Here is a 23,414-nt window from a genome sequence, read left to right as displayed (position 1 = left end):
AACGACTTGCAGCGAATTGATCGCACAGGAGATCACGATGGCGAAGAAGGAAAGTACCCAGCACAAACTCGACCGCGTTCGCGCGCCTCGGGTCCATATCACCTACGACGTGGATATCGGTGACGCTCAGGAAAAGAAAGAGCTGCCCTTTGTCGTCGGTGTGCTGGGCGATTTCTCCGGCAACCCGCTGGAGCCGCTGCCGAAGCTCAAGGACCGCAAGTTCATTTTCATCGACCGCGACAACTTCAACGGCGTGCTCAAGGGCATCAAGCCGCGCCTGACCTACCGCGTCGACAACACCTTGGCCAAGAACGGCACGCAGCTGGGGGTCGAGCTCAACTTCAACGCCCTCGAAGACTTCGAACCGCAGAACGTGGTCAAGCAGGTCGAGCCGCTGCGCAAGCTGCTGGAAGTGCGCAACAAGCTGGCGGACCTGCGCAACAAGATGGGCGGCAACGACAAGCTCGAAGAGCTGCTGATGGACGTGTTGCAGAACACCGAGAAGTTGAAAACCCTGGGCAAGGAATTCGGCCGTGAAGCCGCCGTTCCAGCCACCGACGGCAAAGCGTAGGAGCCTGACGATGAACGACAAGCAAACCGTGACTCAACAGGACAGCACGCTGGTTGAAGTGGATAGCTTCACCGCGCAATCCTCGTTGCTCGACAGCATCATTTCGCAAAGCCGCGTGGCCCGCTCCGAGACCGAGCGCACCCGCACCCGCGACCTGATCGGTGAATTGGTCAACCAGATCCTGGAAGGCGAAATGACGCCGAGCAAGGACCTGATCGCCGTGCTCGATGCGCGCATCGCCGAGATCGACGCGATGCTCTCCGAGCAGATGAACGAGATCATGCACGCCAGTGAGTTCCAGCAGCTGGAAGCGTCCTGGCGCGGCCTGAAGTATCAGGTCGACCAGACCGAAACCAGTACCACGCTGAAGATCCACCTGCTCAATGCGTCGAAGAAAGACCTGGTGCGTGACCTCAAGGCCGCTTCCGAATTCGACCAGAGCGCGCTGTTCAAGAAGATCTACGAAGAAGAATACGGCACCTTCGGCGGTGCACCGTTCGGCATGCTGTTGGGTGACTACGAGTTCAACCGCAGCCCGGAAGACATGTACCTGCTCGAAGAGATTTCCCACGTCGCCGCGGCCGCCCACGCACCGTTCATCTCGGCGGCCTCGCCTGAGCTGTTCGGCTGGGATTCGTTCACCGACATGTCCGGACCACGGGACCTGGCGAAGATTTTCGACACCGTCGAATACGCCAAGTGGAAGTCGTTCCGCGCCTCCGAAGACTCCCGTTATGTCGGCCTGACCCTGCCCCACGTGCTCGGTCGCCTGCCTTACGGCCCGGATACCACGCCGGTCGAGGAATTCAACTTCGTCGAAAGCGTCGATGGCCGCGACCACAACAAATACCTGTGGATGAACGCCGCCTACGCGCTGGGCACCCGGGTCACCGATGCGTTTTCCCGTTACGGCTGGTGCGTGGCGATCCGTGGTGTCGAGGGTGGTGGCCTGGTGGAAGGTCTGCCGACCCACACGTTCAAGACCGATGACGGTGAAATCGCCCTCAAGTGCCCGACCGAAATCGCCATCACCGACCGCCGTGAAAAAGAGCTGTCGGACCTCGGTTTCATTCCGCTGGTGCACTGCAAAGGCACCGACTACGCCGCGTTCTTCGGCACCCAGTCGGCGCAGAAGCAGAAGCAATACAACACCGACATCGCCAATGCCAACGCCCGGCTTTCCGCGCAGTTGCAGTACATCTTCGCCACCTCGCGCATCGCCCACTACATGAAGGCGATCATGCGCGACAAGATCGGCAGCTTCGCCTCGCGCAAGGACGTCGAGCTGTTCCTCAACAAGTGGCTGTCGAGCTACGTGCTGCTGGACGACACCGCGAGCCAGGAAGCCAAGGCCAAGTTCCCGTTGCGCGAAGCCCGCGCCGAGGTGTTCGAGGTGCCGGGCAAGCCGGGGGTGTACAAGGCCGTGACCTACCTGCGCCCGCACTACCAACTGGACGAGCTGACCGCTTCGTTGCGCCTGGTCGCTGAATTGCCGCAATCGACCCGCGGCTGATCGGGCACATTGCCAGGGAGGCACCATGACCAGTCAACACAAGCTGTTGCCATCACTGCTGGACCGATTGCTGGACGATCGTCCGCATCAGTCCATCGAAGCGTCATCGCAGCGCTTGTGTTCGCTGGCCGATTACAAGGCCAGCATCGTTCGCGACCTGGAAATCCTGGTCAACACCCGCCAGTCCCTGGTCGCCAACGAGCTGGACGGTTTCGTCAACCTGAGCGGCAGCATCCTCGACTACGGCATGCCGGATTTCACCAGCCGCAGCGTGCTTGATCCGAAGGATCGCCTGTTGATCCAGCGGCAACTGGAGAAAGCGATCACGGTCGGCGACCGGCGCTTTCGCAGCGTCAAAGTGCAACTGCTCGCCCAACAGACCGGCCAACGCATGCTGACCTTTCGCGTGGACGCGGTCCTGCGCCTGCAAGACGTCACCCGCCAGGTGTCCTTCGACGCGGTGCTGCAGGTCAACACCCAGGAATACAAAGTGCAGAACCTCAACTGATGCTCGACGATCTGCTGCCCTATTACGAAAAGGAACTGTCGCACCTGCGCTTTTTGGGCCAGGAGTTCGCGAGCCAGTACCCGAAAATCGCTTCGCGGTTGCTCATCGAGGGCGATAACTGCGAAGACCCGCATACCGAGCGCTTGATCGAGGCCTTCTCGTTCCTGTCGGCGCGGGTGCACAAAAAACTCGACGACGAGCTGCCGGAAATCGTCGAGTCGTTTCTCGAGGTGCTGTACCCGCATTACCTGCGCCCTACCCCGTCGATGTCGATCGTCGAATTCAATCTGGGCAAGCAGGAAAAAGTCACCGAAGCCTTCCGTGTGCCCCGGCATACCGAACTCAGCGCCAACCCGATCGATGGCGTGGTGTGTAAATTCCGCACCTGCTACCCGGTCGAGCTGTGGCCGGTGTCGGTGCAACAGGCATCGTTTATCGAGATGGAACGCTCGGCGTTCAACGGCCACAGCGCTGACCTGGTCGCGCGCCTGCGCATCGGCCTGGTGGCGACCTCCGACGTGTTGTTCGGCAAGCTGGAACTGGACAGCCTGCGGTTCTTCCTCGACGGCGAAAGCACGTTGATGCTGCAACTGTACGAACTGCTGTTCAACAACCTGGCCAAGGCCACGCTGAGCTTCGAAGATCAGGGGCGCACCCGCGAGGTCGTCTTGCCGGCCAACGCGTTGAAAGCCGTCGGTTACGGTCTGGACGAAGGCCTGGTGGACTACTCCGAGCGCTCGTTCCTCGGCTACCGCCTGCTGCACGAATACTTCACCTTCCCCGACAAATTCATGTTCTTCGACCTGTCGGGTTTTGCGCGGATTCTGGCGGGCAAGGACGTCGAGAAAGTCGAGGTCAATTTCTACTTTTCCGACTACGACCTGAGCGACCGCCTGGCGCGCCTGACGCAAAACATCGGGCGCAATAACTTCAAGCTCAATTGCACGCCGATCATCAACCTGTTCCGCCAGCAGGCCGAGCCGATCAAGTTGACCCACGCCCAGCACGAATACGCAGTGACGCCGGATGTGCGCCTGCAAGGCTCGGCCGAAGTGGTGTCCATCGATCGCGTGCGGCGCGTGCGCAAGGTCGGCGGCATCGATCAGGTCGGCACCTGCCATCCGTTTTTCGAACCCCGTGGCGATCAGGGCCCGGGCCAAAGCTTCTGGATTGCCCGGCGCCGAGCGGTACAGAGCGGCCAGCGCGATGGCTCGAACGTGTTTATCCGGGTGGTGGATCGCGAGCTGGGGTTGATGGAGGCCAACAACGATGCGTTGAGCATCCGCCTGACCTGCAGCAACCGTGACCTGCCCCTGATGTTGCCGTTCGGCGGCGAGCGCGGCGATTTCAATATCCCCGGTAACTCGGTGATCAAGGACATCCGCTGCCTGCGCAAGCCCACCGCCACCGCGCGCGTGCCCTTGGGCAACGGGGTGATCTGGCGGCTGATTTCGCACCTGTCGCTGAACCACATGTCGCTGGTGTCCCGCGGTCGCGAGGTGCTGCTGGAGCTGTTGTCGCTCTACAACTACCGCAACGTGTCGGCGATCCGCAAACAGATCAACGGCATCGTCTCGGTCAGCAGCGAACCTGTGGTCGCGCGCATCGGCCACCCGCGGCCGAACTTCGTGCGCGGCGTCGGCATCACCCTTAATTTCGATGAAAGCCAGTACACCGGCAGCGGTGTGTTTTTGTTCGGCATGGTGCTCGATCACTTCTTTGGTCAGTACTGCTCGATGAACAGCTTTACCCAATTAACCCTTCGCACCTTGCAGCGCGAAAAGAGAGTCGTCCAATGGCCACCGCGAACCGGCGATCAACCCCTGGTCTGATCGACCAGGCACGGGCTGAGCCGCACCGATTCGAGTTTTTCCAGTTGGTGCGCTTGCTTCGCCTGCATTACAGCAGAACCGGGCGCATGGACCTGCAAACCCGACCGCACGAAGACCCTTTGCGTTTTCGCTCGCAGCTGTCGCTCAACTTCCCGGCCAGTGAAGTCAGCGATTTGCAATTCGAGCGTGAAGGCAAGGTGTCCGTGGCCGGCCTGCCGCTGTCCGAGATGCAAGTCACCTTCATGGGGCTGGTCGGGCCGTCGGGCGTGTTGCCGCGTCCGTACACCGAGCTATTGATTGAGCGGCACATCCAGTACCGGGATGACGCGGCCCATGCGTTCCTCGACATTTTTTCGCACCGCATGACCACGCTGTTCTATGAGGCCTGGCAAAAGTACAAGTTCTACATCGAGTACGAACGCAACGGCACCTCGGATTTCGACCGCTACCTGCTCAACCTGGTGGGTTTCGGCCCCGAAGCGCAGAAGCAGAAATTCGACAAACAAGGCTCACCCCTGCGCCGTGAATTGTTCAGCTATTTCTCCGGCCTGTTCGCCCAGAAGCCACGCAACGCGTTGAACCTGGAAGTGATGCTGGCTTTCTATTTTTCGCTGCCATTCAAGGTCAAGCCGTTTGCCGGTCGCTGGCTGAAACTCGACGCCAGCCAATGCACGCAACTGGGGCGCAAGAACGCCGTGCTCGGGCAAAGCGCCGTCGCCGGCAATCGGGTCTGGGACTATCAGTCGTGCGTGCGCATCGAGATGGGCCCGCTGGAACTGGCCGACTATCAACGCTTCCAGCCAGGCACCGAGGACTACCGGAAGCTGGTGGAACTGGTGCGTTTCTATGTGGGCGCGGAACTCGATTTCCAGTTGGCGCCAAAGCTCAAACCGCAGTCCGTACCCGTCGCCCGCCTGGGTCGCCAGGGCAATCTTTCGCTGGGCCGGCTCGGCTGGCTCAAACGACCAGGCGTCGACGTGGAACCCTCCCGTTGCGCGCTCTTCCACATTCCTTTTGATGGGATCTCCCTGTGAACCTGAAGTCCCTGTTCGCCAAGCTCAACGACACCAGCCGTACCGCCACCGAAAGCGCCGCGGCACTGTGTCTGTCGGAACACCACTACGATGTCGAAATCGAGCACCTGTTGTTGCAATTGCTCGACGGCCACGACAACGACCTGCCGGCCATCCTGCGTCATTACGACGTGGTGCCTGAGCGCTTGCAGGCGCAGTTGGTGACGGCACTGGGGACGTTCAAGAAGGGCAATACGCGCACCCCGGCACTGTCGCCGCACCTGACCCGCATGATCGAACAGGCGTGGGTCCTGGCCTCCATCGAGTTCGGCCAGGCACAGATCCGCACCGGTCATCTGTTGCAGGCTTTGCTCGATGACGACGAACTGCGCCGGGTGGTGATCGCGGGGGCGGCCGAGCTGGAGAAGATCAACGCCGACGATTTGCGCGTGAACCTCAACGCCTTGGTGGAAGGCAGCGCCGAATCGGCCCTGGCCAAACCGCTGGGCACTGCAGAAGCCGCCAACACCAGCCCGGTCAAAGGCAACGGCAAGACACCGGCCCTCGATCAGTACACCATCAACCTCACGCAAAGCGCTCGCGAAGGCCGGATCGATCCGGTACTGGGTCGCGAGTTCGAGGTGCGGCAGATGGTCGACATCCTCACCCGCCGCCGCCAGAACAACCCGATCCTCACCGGTGAGGCTGGCGTCGGCAAAACCGCCGTGGTCGAAGGCCTGGCCCTGCGCATCATCCAGGGTGACGTGCCGTCGGTGCTCAAAGGTGTCGCCATCCATACCCTGGACCTGGGCTTGTTGCAAGCCGGTGCCGGGGTGAAAGGCGAATTCGAAAACCGCCTCAAGTCAGTCATCGAAGAAACCAAGCGCAGCCTGCACCCGATCATTCTGTTCATCGACGAAGCGCACACCCTGATCGGTTCGGGCGGCCAGGCCGGGCAGAACGATGCCGCCAACCTGCTCAAGCCAGCCCTGGCTCGCGGCGAATTGCGCACCATCGCGGCGACCACCTGGGCCGAGTACAAGAAGTACTTCGAGAAAGATGCCGCCCTCGCCCGTCGCTTCCAGGTGGTGAAGGTCGAAGAGCCGGACGAAGACAAGGCGATCCACATGCTGCGCGGCCTGCTGGCCAAGATGCAGGAACATCACAAAGTCACGGTGATGGACGAAGCGCTGGTGCAGGCCGTGCGCCTGTCCAATCGCTACATCACCGGGCGCCAACTGCCGGACAAAGCCGTCAGTGTGCTGGACACCGCTTGCGCCCGGGTCGCCCTGGGGCAATCGGCACAGCCGGGGCCGCTGGAAGACTGCAAGCGCCAGATCGACAATCTGCAGGCGGAGATCTCGGTACTGCAACAGGAAGCCGCCAAAGGCAGCGACCATGCCCGCCGCCTGACCGCCCTCAACACCGAACTGCTGAGCGAACAGCAGGCCCGCGATGCCCTCGAACAGCAATGGCAACGCGAGCTGCAACTGGTGGAAAAACTCGGCGCCCTCAGCCATCCGGAAAATCAGGCACCGGATACCCAGGAGATTGCCGCGGTGCGCGCCGAACTGGCCAGCGTCCAGGGTGAGCAACCGCTGGTGCATGCCCTGGTGGATGGCGGCACCATCGGTGAAGTGATCTCCGGCTGGACCGGCATCCCGCTGGGCAAGATGCTGCGCGACGAAATCGACACCGTGCAGCGCCTGCCGGCATTGCTGGGCGAACGGGTGCTCGGCCAGGACCACGCACTGCAGGAAATCGGCAAGCGCATCAAGATTTCCCGCGCGCGCATGGAAGACCCGAACAAACCGATCGGCGTGTTCCTGTTGCTCGGCCCGAGCGGCGTCGGCAAGACCGAAACCGCACTGGCGCTGGCCGACACCCTGTACGGCGGCGAGCGTAACGTCATCACCATCAACATGTCCGAGTACCAGGAAGCCCACACCGTCTCCAGTCTCAAGGGTTCGCCTCCGGGTTATGTCGGCTATGGCGAGGGCGGCGTGCTGACCGAAGCCGTGCGGCGCAAGCCTTACAGCGTGGTACTGCTCGATGAAGTGGAAAAGGCCCACCCGGACGTGCTCGAACTGTTTTTCCAGGTGTTCGACAAAGGCGTGCTGGATGACGGCGAAGGTCGCGAGATCAACTTCCGCAACACCGTGATCATCCTCACGTCCAACACCGGCACCGACCGCATCATGCAGTGGTGCCTCAATGCCCAGCCGCAACCGACGCCGGAAGATATCGTCGAAGGGCTGCGTGACGAATTGAACCAGGTGTTCAAGCCGGCCTTCCTCGGCCGCCTGACCATCGTCCCCTACTACCCGGTCAAGGACGCGATTCTGGAGCGCATCGTCGCACTCAAGCTTGCGCGCATTCGCCAGCGCTTCGAGCGTAATCATCAGGCTGTCCTGAGCTATGACGAGGCGCTGGTCAAGGCCATTGCCTCGCGCTGCACGGAAGTCGACAGCGGCGCCCGCAACATCGACAACATTCTGTCCAAGACCCTGATGCCGGAACTGGCGCAACGGGTGCTGGAGCGCATGGCGCAGGACAAACCGATTCAGAGTTTGAACATCGAGTTGGGCAGCGACGGCGATTTCGCCTATCGCCTGAACTGATCGGGCATTTACAGGTAGTGGTCATGGACAAGAGATATTCAGGGAAGCGTCCCGCGAAAACGGCATTGGCCAAATGCCTGACGGCGGTGGCGATGATGGCGGTACTGAGCGCCTGTGGCGTCACCGACCGGGTCGGCAAGCGCGTGGACGACACGTGGGCCGGCGACATGCTGTTCGACGACAACGAGAAAGTCATCCTGACGTCCGACGGCGGTAACCAGCTCAATCCCGACGCGTCCGGCAAACCGCTTTCGGTGGTGCTGCGCGTGTACCAGCTGACATCGCTGGAGCGCTTTGCCTCGGTGGATGCCGACTCGCTGTGGGACGACCCGCAAAAGGCTCTCGGTAATACGCTGATCGAAAACCGCGAAATCACCCTGTTGCCGGGCATGGGGCAAGTCGACAAGTGGCCGCTGAACAAGGCGGCGGGCTATGTCGGTGTCGCGGCTTTTTTCCGCACCGACGAGAACAGCCACTGGAAGGTCGCGTTTGATGCCAACTCCCTGCGCAAGGACGGCATCTGGTTCTCCTCCGACGGTCTGCGGGTGCTGGTGGACAACAACACCGTGTCCGCCGTCAGCGGTGTCGATGTCCTGGACAAACCCAAGACCCAGGAGCAACTGGCCAAGGCCACCGCCCAGCCCGACCCGTCTGCCGAACCGACACTGACCGAACGTGTTCAGGACGCCGTGGTGCAAAAGGTCCAGGACAAAGCCGTTGGCTCTGCGCAAAAAGCCGTGGACTCGAAATTGAATTCATTATTGGAAGGCGCTCAATGAGTAAGCAAAGCCGGGTGATGTGGTCCGAAGGCATGTTCCTTTTGCCACAACATTTCCAGTATCAGGATGAGTTCCACCAGCATCAGCTGGCGCAGGCGACCCTGCGCAACACGCCTTTTCACTGGGGCGTGCAGTTGCTGGAAGTGGACGAGGAAGCCCTCGCCACCGGCTCCCTGCAACTCAAGCGGCTGAAGCTGGTGTTCCCCGACGGCAGCCTGTTCGACGCACCGCAGCACGACCCGCTGCCGGCGGCTCGTGACTTGAAGGATTTGCTCAAGGGTAACGACCTGAAGGTCTACGCCGCGCTGAAGCTGCCGGAGCCCTTCGGCCTGAATTACGTCGAAGACGGCCAGGAACAAAAGACCGGGCGACGCTTTCGCAAGCAGTTCGACACCTTGCCGGACCTCAACGAAGGCGACCTGGAAAACGAAATCACCAGCCTGCGCCTGAACGTGGTGATGCTGATCGACGGCGACAACCTCGATGGCTACACCTGGTGCCCGATTGCCCGGCTGTCGCGCAACAACATCGGTGGCTTCAACCTCGACGGGCATTTTGTGCACCCGACGCTGCACCTGGGCACCCACGACACCCTGATCGGACTGGGCAAGCGTTTGCTCGGCGCCCTGCAATCCAAGAGCAAGGCGCTGTCGGGCCGTCGTCGCGAGCGCGCGGACCAGATCGCCGAGTTCGGCTCCAGCGACGTGACCCTGTTCTGGCTGTTGAACACGGTGAACCGTGCCCACCCGGCCCTGGCCCACCTGCTTGCGCATCCACGCCTGCACCCCGAGCGCTTGTATCTGTTCCTGGCCGAACTCGCCGGCGGCTTGCTGACGTTCTCGCTGGACACCCAGCTCAACGACATCCCCGAGTACGACCACCACGACCCGGCGGCCTCGCTGGTCAAGCTCGACGAAATGATTCGCGTGCTGCTCGACAACGTGGTGCCGAACCAGTGTGTGGTGATCAACCTGACCCAGACCAAACCCTCGTACTGGCAAGGGCAGTTGCACGACCCACGACTGGCGGAGGCGGACTTCTACATCTCCGTGCACGCCGACATGCCGGGGGCGAGCCTGCTGGAACTGGTGCCGCGAGCGTTCAAGGTCGGCTCGCCGGAAGACATCGAAGTGGTGGTCAACAGCGCCATGCCGGGGGTCACCCTCAATCACTCGACACGCCTGCCCAATGCGATTCCGGTGCGACTGGACAATCACTACTTCTCCATCGAACCCCATGGCCGGGTGTACGAGCGAATGATGAGTGCCCAGGCCATCTCTTTCTATGCGCCCAGCGCGTTCACCAACCTCAAGCTTGAACTGATGGCGGTACTCAAATGACCGAAGCCGTACTGCAAGGCGCCGTTGCGGCCGCCCGTGAAAAACCGACCCTCAAAGATCTGGTGCAGGATTTCATCAGCATGGCGCTGATCGTGCGCAAGGGTCGCCAGGTGACTTCGGTCAGCGCCTTCGAGGCGAGCGTCGACACCTTCTTCAAGGCGCTGGAACGCGATGCCCGTGGCGCCAACTACAGCGTTGAACAGGTGAAAGACACCCAGTACGCCCTGTGTGCCTTCCTCGATGAAAGCGTGTTGCGCTCCGGGGACAACGAGTTGCGCCGGCACTTTGAATTGCAGCCGCTGCAGTTCCGCTATTTCGGCGTGCACCTGGCCGGCGAAGGTTTCTTCGAAAAAATCGATGCACTGCGTGGCGACGTCAAACAGAACCTCGACGTGCTCGAGGTTTACCACCTGTGCCTGGCCCTGGGTTTCGAAGGCAAGTTCAGCCTCGGGCAAAAGGACCAGCTGCGCTACCTGGCCAATACCCTGGGCCAGGACATCGCGCGCTTTCGCAAGACCCCCAAGGCCCTCTCGCCTGACTGGGCGTTGCCCGACCAGGTCTCGCAGATGCTGCGCCATGAGGTGCCCCTCTGGCTCTACCTGGCGCTGATTGCGCTGGTCTGCGCGGGTGTCTACCTGACGCTGGACTGGTTGCTGGGCAAAGACCTGGCCGCATTGTCCGAACAAATCAGCCAGCTGTTCAGTGCCTGAAAACAGGTCAGGTAATCGAGTCAGGAAGACATGAAGACATTATTGCGCTCGTTGAAAAGTTTTTGGTTCCTCGTTCCCGTCCTGTGGCTGGCGAGCCTGGCGGTCTGCTGGTTCGTGGCCCCGCACGTGAGCTGGCTGCGCGGTTATGCGCTGGAGGCAATGGCGATCGTCAGCGCCTTCTACCTGCTGATCATTGTGCTGCGTCAGTACAAGCGCATCCGCGCCGAGCACAACCTTGAAAACCTGGTGCAGATCGAAGTCGATCGTTCGCTCAAATCCACTGGTGAATTCCGCGATCAGCAAGTGCTGCGCGAACGCCTCAAGCATGCCATCGCCATGCTGCGCGCCGACCGTTCGGCCGGTGGCGGCGGTTCGTCGGCGCTTTACGATTTGCCGTGGTACCTGGTCATCGGCATGTCGGCAGCGGGCAAGACCTCGTTGCTGACCCGTTCGGGCCTGTCCGCAAGCATTGCCAGCAGCGCCAATGACACCGAAAGCGGCACCCAGCATTGCGATTGGTATTTCAGCCCCGAGGCCGTGATGATCGACACGGCCGGTCGCTACCTGCGGGACGACCCGTCGGCCAGCGAATTCGCCGCCTTCCTGCGCATGCTGAAAAAGCAGCGCAGCAAGGCCGCGGTCAACGGTCTGGTGTTGGTGGTGAGCCTGCCGGAACTGCTGGCGTGCAGCGCCGCCGAGCGCAACGAACTGGCCGCCCAACTGGTGTCGCGCATCGAGGAATACAACGATTGCCTGGACGCCAGTCCGCCGATCTACCTGATGCTGAGCAAGACCGATCAACTGCCGGGCTTCAGCCAGGCATTTGAAGGCCTGGACCTGAACGAGCGCCAGCAACCGCTGGGCATGACCTTCGGCTTGTCCGAGATCCGCAACCAGGGCTTGCGCCCGGTGCTGGATGCCAAGCTGGCCAACCTGCACGGCCATATTCGCCGTCACGTCGACGCCCAGATGATTGCCTTGGGCGCCGATGCCAACAGCGCCCTGCTGAACTTCCCGAACTATTTCGCCGAGCTGTCGGGGGTGCTGGAGCAGTTTCTCCAGCACTTCGCCGAGACCGGTCGCAGCGGTGCGCCACTGTTGCTGCGCGGGCTGTATTTCACCAGCGCCTTGCAGACCGACCAGCAGTTGAGCCAGGTGTATGAAGACGACCTGGCCGAGTCGTTTGCATTGCAAGCGGAACATGAGCAACCGCAGCCAAGCAGCGGCAAGAAAATCAGCGACCGCAGCTACTTCATCACCGATACGTTCCGTCGGGTGATCTTCCCCGACCGTGACCTGACCCTCTATCAGTCGCGCCTGGGCAAGAACACCTCCGCCAGCCCTGCCCTGCTGGGCCTGGCGGTACTGGCCGGGGTTGCGTTCATTGGCTGGCAAGGCCTGTCGTTCCAGAACAACCGCCAATGGCTGGCCACATTGCGCGGGCAACTGACCGAGCTGCAACAGTCCCCGGAGCGTGCCGGGTTGCTCGCTTCGGGCCAAGGCCTGGAACTGCTGCGCGAGCAACTCTCGGCCATCGAGAAGCACCGTGCCAAAGGCGTGCCGCTGCAACTTGGCGCAGGCCTTTATCGTGGTGATGACATCTACCGCGTCGCGCAGGCCGCCTACTTGCAGCAACTGCGTACCCAGGCGCTGGAACCGGTCACCTTGCAACTGCAATTGCAGATGCGCGCCTTCAATGAGTTCGCCAAGACCATGGATGCGCAGAACAGCTTTGTGCCTGCGTCAAACAAAGCCGACTCGCTCAAGGCCCGCGTGCAGGGCCAGAAACTGCCGGTGCGCTTGAATAACCTGCCGCGCAGTGGCGGTGATGTTGCCAGCCGCCTGACCGGTGCCGCCAAGGGTGCCGCCAACAAGGCACGGGGGGACGCGCTGACGGCACTGCGCAACCCTGCCACCGCGAGCGATGCCGCTGATTTGTCGGCGACCACCGGTGGGCTTTCGCTGTCCGAGGAAATGCTCGGCCGGCTGGATGAGCGGCAAGTCGCGTCCATCATCGAGTCCTACAACGCGCTGAAGCTCTACCTGATGCTCACGCAACCGGGCACCCATCCAGACCCTGAATTCGTCGGCGCTGCATTGCCGGTGGCCTGGGCGAACACCGCCAGTGCCGACAATCCTGTCAGCACGGCGGTGATTCAGGACAACTCGCCGGTCTATGTGCAATTGCTCAAGAATGGCCAGGCACCGACCTTGTCGCGCAACGAGCAGCTCATCAGCGAAACCCGCAACAGCCTCAAGTCCTTCATGATTTCCAGCTCGCTGGTCGACCGTGAATACCTGCGCCTGCAACTCGAATCCGGCCGTCAGTTCCCGGCCGTTGGCTTGAGCGACCTGGTGCCAATGCCCGGCCGCCAGTTGCTGTACGGCACCGAAGCGGTTCCGGCGATTTTCACCCGCCAGGGCTGGGAGCAATTCGTCAAGCCAGAGCTGATCAAACTGGTGTCGGGCAACCTGCAAAACGAATCGGACTGGGTGCTCGACGGCGAAGGCGCCGACAGCATCGTGCAGAAGGCCAACTTCATCCGTGAATTCATGACGCGCTACAAGCGCGACTACACGCAAGCCTGGTACACCCTCATCGACAGCGTCGGTATTCGCCATTTCACCGACATGGCCAATGCGACCCAGCAACTGTCGCTGCTCAGCGACGTGCAGAACTCGCCGGTGAAAATCCTCCTGGCGGCGGTCAACGACAACACCCAATGGGATGTCCCTGCCCCTCGCGAAACCCTGCCAGCGGGCATCAAGCCCGATGACGGATTCTGGAGCAGCGTCACCGGGATTTTCGACGGGAAAAATGCATCGCCAAGCACGTTGACTTCACCTTTGCCAGCGGTCGACGACGGCAGCCTGGCCAAGCGCTTCGAGCCAGTGTCGCGGGTGTTTGCGGTGCAAAACGCCGAAGGCGCCGACAGCACGATCATGGACCGTTACCTCGCGGCCCTGCGCAAACTCAAGGTGCGGATGAACAATATCCAGCGCTCCCAGGACGTTGGCAAAAGCAGCAAGCAGCTAATCAGCGAAACCCTCGAAGGGCTGCCAAGTGAAGTGACCAGTGTGCGCAACTATGTCGAGACCACCGTCGACACCAGCCAGGGCGGTCTGTCCACTTCGTTGCAAGGCCTGTTCAGCTCACCGATCCAGTTTGCCTGGGAAACCCTGCGCGACCCGGCTGGCCAGCAGATTGCCAAAGCCTGGGCACAGCAGATTGCCAAGCCGTGGGAACAGGTCATGGCGCACCGTTACCCGATTGCGCCCGGCAGCCGCAACGAAGCGTCGGTCAAGGATCTGCAGCGTTTCGTCGACCCCGAATCCGGGCTGCTGCCGAACTTCAAGCGCAACGAAATCGGCAATCTGTCCGGTGGCGAAGGCCTGGGGATGAGCAGCAACAGCAAGGCAACGCCGCTGGTCAACCCGAACATGGTCAACAGCATCGACAAGGCCAGCTCGTTGGGCCAGGTGATCGCCAGCCTGTCTGACCGCGACAACGGCTTCGAGATCATGCTCGAACCTTCCGCCAACCTGACCGACATCATCTTCACCCTCGACGGCCAGGTGCAGCACTACCGCAACGGCAAGACCAGCTGGAGCCGCTTCTCGTGGCCGGGCACGACCACCACGCCGGGTGCTCGCCTGGATGTGGTCACCCTTTCCGGCGAACGCATCACGGTGTTCGACTACCCGGGCCGTTGGGGCCTGCTGCGGATGAACGACAGCGCGCGGGTCAACGATCTGGACGGTATCCAGCAACGCTTCAGCTGGAACACCAGCAGTGGTCCGGTCAGCCTCGCCGTGCGCAACTACGGCGGCGTCAAGCTGACGGACCTGGCCAACGTCAAGGCATTGAGCGCGCTCAACGCCAAAGAAGGTCAAGCGCTGTGAGCCGCCGAACCTTGAGCCCGGGAACCGCCCAATGATCGGTTGTTTCGGCAAGGTGCCCGCGAGCCCGGACTTCGTCAGCCTGCAAGGTGCGGGCGACGACGTCTGCGAGTTCGATAGCTGGCTGCAAGGCGCGCTGGCCGCCCTGCAGCATCGCGAAGACTGGCGCGAGCTGTTCGACGGGTTGCCGCTGTGCTTTTTCAGCTACCGCGCACGCAGCGGCAACTGGTTGCTGGGCGGGCTGATCAGCTCGAGGGATTCGAGTGGACGGCGCTATCCGTTTTTCATTTTCCAGACCCTCAAGGCCAGCGAAGCCGAGCCTCTGGTCAATCCGTTCACCCTCGGCGAATTGTTCAGCGGGCAGATCAGGCCGTTGCTGCACTTGGCCGTCCAGGGCGAAAGCACCTCGGTGCTGTTCGACCGCATCAAGGCCCTGCGCCCGTTGCAAGGCCAGGACTTCGAGTTGTTCCGGCGCGTGCATGACAAGTTCCTGGTGAACTTCAACCTGCGCGATATCAGCACCGCGCTCGAAGGCGCCTACCCGGAATTCGTCACCAACGCCGTGTTGACCCGGCTTCAAGCCCTCAGGCGGCACCTGGCTCATGCGACGCCCATCGGCATCGCCCTGCCCTTGCCGGCGGAACGGGGCTTGAAAAATCCGACCGCCGATCTGTGGGTCACCTGGCTGACACAAATGACCCCGGAACGCGCCGTGCCGCAGATCAGCCTGCTGGCGGACGACTTCATGCGTCCCCGGCTGATCTGTTTTGCATCGCGCCAGACCAGCGACGCCTACCGCGTGCTGACAGGCATCAGTGACCGTTCGCAGAGCTACGACGTACTGGCGTCCTTCGATGCCTTTGACGAGCACCACCGCACACACGCCTTTCCCGAAATCGACCGCCCTCTGGGTGACGTTATCGACCGTTTTGTCGATGCCCTGGATTCGAAGCCTGTATGAACAAGATCAAGTATTACTTCTTGCGCTATCAACCCTACATCCTGGGGGTGTGCTTTTTCCTCACGATCTTCGTGGTGTGGGGCCTCGGGCGTGCATTTGATTTCAGTTCGCTCAACAGCCTGCTGACCGGCATCGGTGTGTTCCTGGTGCTGTCCGCCGGTTATGTGCTGCTGCTCTATCGGGGCGTGTCCCGGCATCACAATCTCGAAGGCCTGCTGCGCGAGGATGCCGATCAGGCGGTGTTGAACGCGAGCCCGGCGGATCGCGAAGAAGTCAGCCTGTTGCGCGAGCGTCTGTTGCAGAGTATCGAGCGCTTGCACAGCAACAAGCCACGGGGCAGCAACCCCAAGGATGCGCTGTATGCCCTGCCCTGGTACCTGGTGGTCGGTCAGCCAGCAGCGGGCAAAAGCACCATGCTCTACCAGTCGGGCCTCAACTTCCCTTACGCCGAGCGTGAGGGCGTGCGAGTCGCCGGTCTGGGTGGCACCCGCAATTGCGACTGGTTCTTCAGCTCCGAAGCCGTGCTGCTGGACACCGCCGGCCGCTACATGAACAACCAGGAAGAGGCCGGCAAATGGCGCGCGTTCCTGCAACTGCTGCGCCAGCATCGCCAGCGCCGGCCGCTCAATGGCCTGATCGTCACCGTCAGCATCCACGACATCCTGCAAGCCTCGCTCGAAGATCAGGAGCGCATCGCCAAGCGCCTGCGCGAACGCATCCAGGAAACCCATGCCCTGCTGGAAGTGCGCCTGCCGGTGTACCTGGTGTTCACCAAGTGCGACCTGGTGCCGGGTTTTGCGCCCTTCTATCGCCAACTCGATGAAACCGCACGCGGCGAAGTCATGGGCAAGACTTTCTCCCACAAGGGCTATGAGCAGGCCGACTGGGGGCAGCGTTTCGGCGTCGCGATGGACGAGCTGGTCAGCTATTGGCACCAGGTGGCGAGCCAGCAGTTGGTCACTCAAGACATCCAGATCACCCGGCAGGATTCGGCGGTGTATCGGTTTCCGCTGGAACTGGCAGCCCTCAAGCCACGGCTTCAGCTGTTCGTCGATGCCCTGTTGCGCGCCAACCCTTATCAAAGTGCGGAACTGCTGCGCGGCTTCTATTTCACCAGTGCACTGGACGCAGACCAGCCGGAACTGGGCGGACACGCACGGCAAGTGACGGAGCGCTTTTCCCTGGAAGGTGATCGGGAGATCGCCAACGGTCACGCGCAGCCGCGCCCGTTGTTCATCAACAGTCTGTTCCGCAAGGTCATCATTCCCGACCAGCATCTGGTGGCGCTGTACACCACCAACCACCGCGAGCGTCGGCGCCGGGCGACCTGGATCGGCGGTGCCGCACTGGTCGCTGTGCTGCTGTGCAGCCTGTTGGGCTGGTCATACGTCAACAACAAAAACACCTTGCAAAGCCTCTCGGCAGAACTGACCCAGGCTGGCATCGACAACCGTTCTGTACCCGCTCAGTACACCGATTGGCAAACCCTCGATCGCCTGCGCTTCTGGACCGCGCACTACTACGCGCAGCATCACGACGAAGGTGTGCCGCTGCGCATGCGCCTGGGGCTCTATCAAGGCCACAAGGTAGAACCACTGGTGCGCAGCCGCTACTTCGACCGCCTGGAAAGCGTGATGCTCAAGCCCACGGCCGACAACCTGACCCGCTCGTTGTATTTGCTGACCACGCTCAAGGTCTATCAGCGCAACGCCAAAGAGTTGATGCCCGTGACCGGCGTGGACAGCGTCGAACCCAAGGCCCTGCCCAATGACAACCGGGCGCAATCCATCGCCGGTTTCGGCAAGGCAACGCTGGACACCTACGTCATGTTGTCCCGTGCACAACGGGAAAAGGCCGACCCGGCGTTCCTGAAAGCGAAAATCCCGGATTACTGGTACCCGGCGATTGCCCGTCAGGTCGGCAATGCCAGTGTCGCCGCTTCGGACTATGAGTTCGCCAGCCGTCAGATCAATTTCTACAGCGACCAGATCCACGAGCCGGACGTGCCGCGGATCCTCGACAACGCGTTCCTGATCTCCAGCTCGCGAAACTACATCAACAGCCTGCTGACCCAGTCGTTGCGCTCGATCGAAACCATCACGCTGGAGTCGGACACCCTGTTCGCTTTCGCCCGTGCGGACTTCCAGAGCCTGAAGACTGAAGGCCAGAGCCAGCTCAGCGCGATCGCCGGCAAGCTGCTCAGCACCCCGAACATCGGAAAAATCATTATCGCCGGGCACGCCGACCAGCTCGGCGATCCCCAGGGCAACCTGCAGGTTTCCAAACAGCGGGCACAAACCATCAAGACCTACCTGGTGGGCAAAGGCGTACCCGGCGAGCTGGTCGAAGCCGTCGGCGAAGGCAGCAACAAGCCCTTGGTCAAGTGCGACATGCAGCAGCCAAGGGCCCTGCTGATCCGCTGCCTTGAGCCTAACCGGCGAGTAGAAATCGAAGTGCGGGCACTCAACTGAGCATGCGCGCCTTGTGAAGAAATACCGGTATCCGGGTCATCTCGACGAGAGGCCCGGGCCGGCATAAGACACCTCTGTTGATTGTTTCGAAGAGGTTAAAACGAAGGGCTGCGACCTGTTTGCAGGTGACATCCCTTTAAATGAAGGTAAGGAGAAAATAGAAATGGCATTTGACGCATACATCCAGATCGACGGCATTCCAGGTGAAGTTCTGGACGACAAACACAAGGATTGGATCGAAGTGCTGGGCTACGAGTACGGCGCAACCCAGGCGACTTCCGCGACGGCCAGCTCTTCGGGCGGTGCTTCGTCGGAGCGTGTTGCGTTGAGCGACTTCAGCATCCGCAAAGCCGTGGACAAGGCTTCCGCCAAGCTGTTCGAAGCCTGCTGCAAAGGCACGCACATCGCCAAGATCCAGTTGAACGTGAACCGTGCCGGTGGTGACAAGGTCACCTACCTGACCATCAACCTGGAAGAAGTCGTGGTGTCGTCGGTCAAAGCAGTCGCCGGTGGCAGCCAGAACGGTGAAGACAAATCGGTTGGCGATCTGCCGATCGAAGAAATCAGCTTCAACTTCGCCCGCATCAAGACCACCTACACCCAGCAGAGCCGTGCCGATGGCCAGGGCGGCGGTAACGTCACCGGTGGCTGGGATCGCACCGCGAACAAGGTTTTCGCATAACACCGTTGCAATGACGGGCCGCGCACGCGGCTCGTTTTCGGCACCGTGCCTGCCCGGCGGGCGCGGTGTTCTTTTAGTCTGATCAGAGTTTCCCATGTCTGAATATCTCAACGACCTTTCGCTGGCCGAACTGACCGCGCCCATCAATGAGGGGGGCGGCGAAGACCTGAGCTTTTCCACCTTGTTCGATCAGGTGAAAGAAGCACGGCGAGCAGACCCCGATTACCTGACCCAGGGTGACTGGCAAACCGATCTGAAGTCATCCGACTGGGATCTGACCCTCACCCTGGCAGCCCAGGGCCTGGCTCGACAGAGCAAGGACCTGATGCTCGTCGCCTGGCTCAGCGAAGCCCTGGCGCACAAGTACCATTTCACCGGTATCACCTTCGGCCTGACCCTGGCCGAACGCCTGCTGGACAATTTCTGGACCGGCCTCTTCCCTTCCCTCGAGGATGGGGTCGATGAACGCGCTGCCCGCCTGGCGTGGATGAAAACAACCCTGACGGATGTGGTGGGCGGACTGCCGATCACCCAGGGCCAACAGTACGGCCTGCTGCGTTATGACGAATCCCGGCATGTCGAAAACCTGGCGTTGCAGAACCCCCAGGCCATGCGCGCCGCCCTCGACGAAGGCAAGATCAACGCCGAGGTGTTCCAGCGTTCGGTGGTGCTGACCGACTCCGATCACCTGCGCCAGAAAGCCAGCGAAATCGCCGCCAGCCTGAAGGCCTGCCAGCAACTGCAGAGCACTGCCGACAGGCTGTTCGGCCACGACGCGCCGAGTTTTGCCGGGCTCCATGACGTGCTGTCCCGCGCCGGGCAACTGGCCGAGAAACTGCTAAAGGATCGCGGTATCGAACTGAACCCGGCCCCTGTCGCGCCCACCCCGACCGTCGCCGAAAGCGCTGGCGCACAACCCGCAGGTGCCGCAATGACCCAGACCCGGCAAGACATCCCCGTCACGCCGCTGCGCACCACTCCGCAAACCCGCGACGAAGCGTTCACCCTGCTGGCTGGCATCGCGCAGTTCTTCAAGCAGACCGAACCCCAGAGCCCCGTCCCCTACCTGATCGAACGCGCGATCAAATGGGGCAACATGCCGCTCGAGGGTTGGCTCAATGATGTGATCAAGGACAGCAATGTGGTGGACAACATCCGTGATGTGCTGGGGACCAAAGACGCGAAGTCCTGACGACCATCAGGTAATGCCATCCCCTTTCTGCTAGCCCCCCTGAAAGATCAATCGATACCCCGTGGCGAGGGAGCTTGCTCCCGTAGGACTGCGAAGCAGTCCCTTTATTTGAGCCGCTACGCGCTGGTGCACCAGCCCGGCCCAACGGGAGCAAGCTCCCTCGCCACAGATATAACTGTCGTCCCTTCCTCAACAACATTACCCACCCCACCCGGCGTGAACCTGTGCCCGCCGTTTGTCCGCTGCTGCCCACTGCGCGAACTTTTACCTGCCATCCAGCCAGAAACTCCGTTCAGGGACTTGTGCTTCCGGTATTATGGTATACCATCAGACGCACAGACACCCAAAACCTCTACGGAGCAGCTCATGAGTTTCGAAATCCGCAAGATCGTCAGCTATGTCGAAGAAACCTTTATTGAAGGCGGCAAAGCCACCGATAAGCCCGTGACCATGGTCGGTCTGGCCGTGGTGATGAAAAACCCCTGGCTGGGCAACGGTTTCGTCGAAGACCTGAAACCGCAGATCCGCGCCAACTGCTCCGACCTCGGCGCGCTGATGGTCGAGCGTCTGGTGGGCATCATTGGCGGTGCCGAGAAAATCGAGGCCTACGGCAAGGCTGCGGTGGTCGGCGCCGATGGCGAAATCGAACACGCTTCGGCGGTGATCCACACCCTGCGCTTCGGTAACCACTACCGCGAAGCGGTCAAGGCCAAGAGTTACCTGAGTTTCACCAACAAGCGCGGCGGCCCGGGCACTTCGATCCAGATCCCGATGATGCACAAGGACGACGAAGGCCTTCGCTCGCACTACATCACTTTGGAAATGCAGATCGAAGATGCACCCCGTGCCGACGAAATCGTCGTGGTCCTGGGTTGCGCCGACGGCGGCCGCCTGCACCCGCGCATCGGCAACCGCTACATCGACCTGGAAGAACTGGCAGCCGAAAAAGCCCAGTAACCGGCCAGCAGAACGACAACAAGAAGGCATTGCAGGAGCGCTCCATGATTCGGCTCACCGCTGAACTCACCCCGGCTGGCACCAGTTACCTGGCGACCGGCCAAGGCCAGCCCGTGGTCTTGATCCACGGCGTGGGCCTGAACAAAGAAATGTGGGGCGGCCAGATCGTTGGCCTGGCCACGAAGTACCGCGTCATCGCCTACGACATGCTCGGCCATGGCGCCAGCCCACGCCCGGAAAGCGGTACGCCGCTGCTCGGCTATGCCGACCAATTGCTGGAGCTGCTCGACCATCTGCAATTGCCCAAGGCCACGGTGATCGGTTTTTCCATGGGCGGGCTGGTGGCGCGGGCGTTTGCCCTGCACTACCCGCAACGCCTGGAGGGCCTGGTGGTGCTCAACAGCGTGTTCAACCGCAGCGCCGAACAGCGCGCCGGAGTCATCGCCCGCACCAGCCAGGCCGCCGAACACGGGCCGGACGCCAATGCCGAAGCGGCGCTGTCGCGCTGGTTCAGCCGTGAATACCAGGCCGCGAATCCGGCGCAGATCGCCGCGATTCGCCAGACCCTGGCCGGTAATGATCCGCAGGGTTACCTGACCACTTATGAACTGTTCGCCACTCAGGACATGTACCGCGCCGACGACCTGGCCAGCATCCGGGTGCCGACGTTGATCGCCACCGGCGAACTGGACCCCGGCTCGACCCCGGAAATGGCCAGGCAACTGGCCGAACGCATTCCCGGTGCGACCGTTGCCGTGCTCGCCGAGCAACGGCATATGATGCCGGTAGAGTCGCCGCGCCTGGTCAACCAGCTGTTGCTGGAGTTTCTGCAGACCGCGCACTCCCAACAAAACCAGATCAAGGGGATCGTTGCATGACACTCGCACGCTTCCAGATGTGCATCGGCGGTGAATGGGTCGATGCCCTGTCCGGCAAGACCTTCGAAAGCCTCAACCCGGCGCTGGCCGAACCTTGGGCCGAATTGCCCGATGCCGACGAAGCCGATGTCGAGCGCGCCGTACAAGCCGCGCAAACCGCGTTCGACAGCCCGGCCTGGCGCGGTTTGACCGCCACCGCTCGTGGCAAACTGCTGCGACGCCTGGGCGACCTGATCGCCGAAAACAAAGAACAACTGGCGCAGCTGGAAAGCCGCGACAACGGCAAGCTGATCCGCGAAACCCGTGGCCAGGTTGGTTATCTGCCAGAGTTCTTCCACTACACCGCAGGCCTGGCGGACAAGCTCGAAGGCGGCACCCTGCCGCTGGACAAGCCAGATCTGTTTGCCTACACCGTGCACGAAGCCATGGGCGTGGTCGCCGCAATCATTCCGTGGAACAGCCCGCTGTACCTGACCGCGATCAAACTTGCCCCGGCCCTCGCGGCGGGCAACACCATCGTGATCAAGCCGTCGGAACACGCCTCGGCAACGATTCTTGAACTGGCGCGTCTGGCGCTGGAAGCCGGGATTCCACCGGGCGTAGTCAACGTTGTCACCGGTTACGGCCCGAGCACCGGTGCCGCCCTCACCCGCCATCCGCTGATCCGCAAGATCGCCTTCACCGGCGGCGCGGCCACGGCGCGGCATGTGGTGCGCAGCAGCGCGGAGAACTTCGCCAAGCTGTCGCTGGAACTGGGGGGCAAATCGCCGAACATCATCTTCGCCGACGCCGACCTCGACAGCGCGATCAACGGCGCCATCGCCGGGATCTACGCCGCCTCCGGGCAGAGCTGTGTGTCCGGTTCGCGCTTGCTGGTGCAGGACGAAATCTACGATGAGTTCGTCGGCCGCCTGGTGGAACGCGCCCAGCGCATCCGCATCGGCAACCCCCAGGACGACAGCAGCGAAATGGGCCCGATGGCCACCGCGCAGCAACTGGCCGTGGTCGAAGGCCTGGTGGCCGATGCCATCGCCGAAGGTGCGCGTCTGCGTCTGGGTGGCAAGCGTCCGGAGAGTCTGGGCGACGGTTGGTTCTACGAGCCGACGCTGTTCGAATGCGACCGCAACTCGATGAAGATCATGCAGGAAGAAGTCTTTGGCCCGGTGGCCTCGGTCATCCGGTTCAAGGACGAAGCCGAAGCGCTGGCGATTGCCAACGACTCGCAGTTCGGCCTCGCCGCCGGCATCTGGACCCGAGATTTGGGCCGTGCCCATCGCCTGGCCCGGGACGTGCGTTCGGGGATCATCTGGGTCAACACCTACCGCGCGGTCTCGGCCATGGCGCCGATCGGCGGCTTCAAGAACAGCGGCTATGGACGCGAAAGCGGCATCGATTCGGTGCTGGCCTACACCGAGCTGAAAACGGTGTGGATCAACCTGTCCCAGGCACCGATGCCTGATCCCTTCGTGATGCGCTAGGAGTCCTG

General features: G+C 61.8%; 17 protein-coding genes. All 17 read left to right on the top strand.

What is annotated here, in order from left to right; translation table 11 throughout:
- Window positions 1-37: 37 nt before the first annotated feature.
- Entirely contained in the window at window positions 38-571 is a 534-nt protein-coding gene (gene tssB / locus ACM6IT_RS04780; protein WP_007978739.1) for a type VI secretion system contractile sheath small subunit, read from the top strand.
- Window positions 572-581: 10 nt separating this feature from the next.
- Window positions 582-2,084, top strand: coding sequence for a type VI secretion system contractile sheath large subunit (tssC, locus tag ACM6IT_RS04775; RefSeq protein WP_056723981.1), 1,503 nt, complete (start codon window positions 582-584; stop codon window positions 2,082-2,084).
- Window positions 2,085-2,109: 25 nt separating this feature from the next.
- Window positions 2,110-2,592, top strand: coding sequence for a type VI secretion system baseplate subunit TssE (gene tssE, locus ACM6IT_RS04770; protein ID WP_034150988.1), 483 nt, complete (start codon window positions 2,110-2,112; stop codon window positions 2,590-2,592).
- Window positions 2,592-4,424 (top strand): type VI secretion system baseplate subunit TssF, encoded by a 1,833-nt coding sequence (gene tssF, locus ACM6IT_RS04765; RefSeq protein WP_414917616.1) that lies wholly within the window; start codon window positions 2,592-2,594, stop codon window positions 4,422-4,424. The genes tssE and tssF overlap by 1 nt, the downstream gene beginning before the upstream one ends.
- On the top strand, window positions 4,388-5,458 hold the full coding sequence (gene tssG, locus ACM6IT_RS04760) for a type VI secretion system baseplate subunit TssG (RefSeq protein WP_056723977.1): 1,071 nt from the start codon (window positions 4,388-4,390) through the stop codon (window positions 5,456-5,458). Before tssF ends, tssG begins: the two co-directional genes overlap by 37 nt.
- Window positions 5,455-8,058 (top strand): type VI secretion system ATPase TssH, encoded by a 2,604-nt coding sequence (tssH, locus tag ACM6IT_RS04755; protein WP_056723975.1) that lies wholly within the window; start codon window positions 5,455-5,457, stop codon window positions 8,056-8,058. Before tssG ends, tssH begins: the two co-directional genes overlap by 4 nt.
- A 23-nt stretch (window positions 8,059-8,081) precedes the next feature.
- Window positions 8,082-8,837, top strand: coding sequence for a type VI secretion system lipoprotein TssJ (gene tssJ / locus ACM6IT_RS04750; RefSeq protein WP_082562940.1), 756 nt, complete (start codon window positions 8,082-8,084; stop codon window positions 8,835-8,837).
- A complete protein-coding gene (gene tssK / locus ACM6IT_RS04745; RefSeq protein ID WP_046042543.1) occupies window positions 8,834-10,177 on the top strand; it encodes a type VI secretion system baseplate subunit TssK in 1,344 nt (447 codons plus the stop codon). Before tssJ ends, tssK begins: the two co-directional genes overlap by 4 nt.
- The gene (gene icmH, locus ACM6IT_RS04740) at window positions 10,174-10,887 is read left to right on the top strand and encodes a type IVB secretion system protein IcmH/DotU (protein WP_409079355.1); all 714 of its coding nucleotides are present in this window, start codon (window positions 10,174-10,176) and stop codon (window positions 10,885-10,887) included. Before tssK ends, icmH begins: the two co-directional genes overlap by 4 nt.
- 30 nt (window positions 10,888-10,917) lie before the next feature.
- Window positions 10,918-14,790: a type VI secretion protein IcmF/TssM N-terminal domain-containing protein gene (locus tag ACM6IT_RS04735; protein ID WP_414917615.1), complete on the top strand. Its 3,873-nt coding sequence runs from the start codon at window positions 10,918-10,920 to the stop codon at window positions 14,788-14,790.
- A 31-nt stretch (window positions 14,791-14,821) separates the two neighbouring features.
- Window positions 14,822-15,748, top strand: a complete 927-nt coding sequence (gene tagF / locus ACM6IT_RS04730; RefSeq protein ID WP_056723967.1) for a type VI secretion system-associated protein TagF — start codon at window positions 14,822-14,824, stop codon at window positions 15,746-15,748.
- Window positions 15,745-18,219 carry a type VI secretion system membrane subunit TssM gene (gene tssM, locus ACM6IT_RS04725; protein WP_414917614.1) on the top strand — a complete coding sequence of 825 codons (2,475 nt, stop codon included), beginning with the start codon at window positions 15,745-15,747 and terminating at the stop codon, window positions 18,217-18,219. Before tagF ends, tssM begins: the two co-directional genes overlap by 4 nt.
- A 163-nt stretch (window positions 18,220-18,382) precedes the next feature.
- Complete coding sequence (locus ACM6IT_RS04720) at window positions 18,383-18,901, top strand: Hcp family type VI secretion system effector (protein WP_034150979.1); 519 nt, start codon at window positions 18,383-18,385, stop codon at window positions 18,899-18,901.
- A 94-nt stretch (window positions 18,902-18,995) separates the two neighbouring features.
- A complete protein-coding gene (gene tssA, locus ACM6IT_RS04715; protein WP_414917613.1) occupies window positions 18,996-20,093 on the top strand; it encodes a type VI secretion system protein TssA in 1,098 nt (365 codons plus the stop codon).
- 366 nt (window positions 20,094-20,459) lie between these two features.
- Window positions 20,460-21,050, top strand: a complete 591-nt coding sequence (locus tag ACM6IT_RS04710) for an amino acid synthesis family protein (RefSeq protein WP_007978708.1) — start codon at window positions 20,460-20,462, stop codon at window positions 21,048-21,050.
- A gap of 44 nt (window positions 21,051-21,094) precedes the next feature.
- On the top strand, window positions 21,095-21,928 hold the full coding sequence (locus ACM6IT_RS04705; RefSeq protein WP_056723956.1) for an alpha/beta fold hydrolase: 834 nt from the start codon (window positions 21,095-21,097) through the stop codon (window positions 21,926-21,928).
- On the top strand, window positions 21,925-23,406 hold the full coding sequence (locus ACM6IT_RS04700; protein WP_414917612.1) for an aldehyde dehydrogenase: 1,482 nt from the start codon (window positions 21,925-21,927) through the stop codon (window positions 23,404-23,406). Before ACM6IT_RS04705 ends, ACM6IT_RS04700 begins: the two co-directional genes overlap by 4 nt.
- The last annotated feature ends 8 nt before the right edge of the window (window positions 23,407-23,414 follow it).

Origin of the sequence: Pseudomonas sp. IT-P4, assembly GCF_949767755.1 — a bacterium.
GTDB classification, from domain to species: Bacteria; Pseudomonadota; Gammaproteobacteria; order Pseudomonadales; family Pseudomonadaceae; genus Aquipseudomonas; species Aquipseudomonas monachiensis.
Note: the sequence above shows the minus strand (reverse complement) of the source record. Positions and strands in the feature narration are given on the sequence as shown.